Origin of the sequence: Pseudoalteromonas sp. OF7H-1, assembly GCF_022347825.1 — a bacterium.
Taxonomy (GTDB): Bacteria; Pseudomonadota; Gammaproteobacteria; order Enterobacterales; family Alteromonadaceae; genus Pseudoalteromonas; species Pseudoalteromonas maricaloris.
Genome location: NZ_JAKRFX010000040.1, coordinates 1 through 1,194, shown reverse-complemented (window position 1 = coordinate 1,194; position 1,194 = coordinate 1). Strand labels below are relative to the sequence as shown.

Below are 1,194 nucleotides of genomic sequence, written 5' to 3'. Positions count from 1 at the left end.
CAACCCGGATTTTCCTAAGTCACCAGCCTACAGCCTTTCACATGGACAACCAACGCCATGCTTGCCTAGCCTGCTCCGTCCCCCCATCGCATTCATACCGAGTACGGGAATATTAACCCGTTTCCCATCGACTACGCTCTTCAGCCTCGCCTTAGGGGTCGACTCACCCTACCCTGATTAACATGGGATAGGAACCCTTGGTCTTCCGGCGGAGGAGTTTTTCACTCCTCTTGTCGTTACTCATGTCAGCATTCGCACTTCTGATATGTCCAGCATGCCTCCCGGCACACCTTCAGCCACTTACAGAACGCTCCCCTACCCCGCATACTTACGTACGCAGCCGTAGCTTCGGTGGTATGTTTAGCCCCGTTACATCTTCCGCGCAGGCCGACTCGACTAGTGAGCTATTACGCTTTCTTTAAAGGGTGGCTGCTTCTAAGCCAACCTCCTAGCTGTTTTAGCCTTCCCACATCGTTTCCCACTTAACATACACTTTGGGACCTTAGCTGACGGTCTGGGTTGTTTCCCTCTCCACGACGGACGTTAGCACCCGCCGTGTGTCTCCCGGATATTACTTTACGGTATTCGGAGTTTGCAAAGGGTTGGTAAGTCGGGATGACCCCCTAGCCTTAACAGTGCTCTACCCCCGTAAGTATTCGTCCGAGGCTCTACCTAAATAGATTTCGGGGAGAACCAGCTATCTCCCGGTTTGATTAGCCTTTCACTCCTAGCCACAGGTCATCCCCTAACTTTTCAACGTTAGTGGGTTCGGTCCTCCAGTTGATGTTACTCAACCTTCAACCTGCCCATGGCTAGATCACCGGGTTTCGGGTCTATACCCTGCAACTTAAGCGCCCAGTTAAGACTCGCTTTCGCTACGGCTCCCCTAAATGGTTAACCTCGCTACAGAATATAAGTCGCTGACCCATTATACAAAAGGTACGCAGTCACCCAACAAGTAGGCTCCTACTGCTTGTACGTACACGGTTTCAGGTTCTATTTCACTCCCCTCACAGGGGTTCTTTTCGCCTTTCCCTCACGGTACTGGTTCACTATCGGTCAGTTGGGAGTATTTAGCCTTGGAGGATGGTCCCCCCATATTCAGTCAAAGTTTCACGTGCTCCGACCTACTCGATTTCACTTTAGATAAGTTTTTGTGTACGGGACTATCACCCTGTTTCGTCATGCTTTCCA

The 1,194-nt window shown here is 51.1% G+C and carries 1 rRNA gene; it reads right to left on the bottom strand.

The features are described 5' to 3' along the window. Positions 1-1,194, bottom strand: a 23S ribosomal RNA gene (locus tag MHN30_RS23695); the annotation flags it as partial.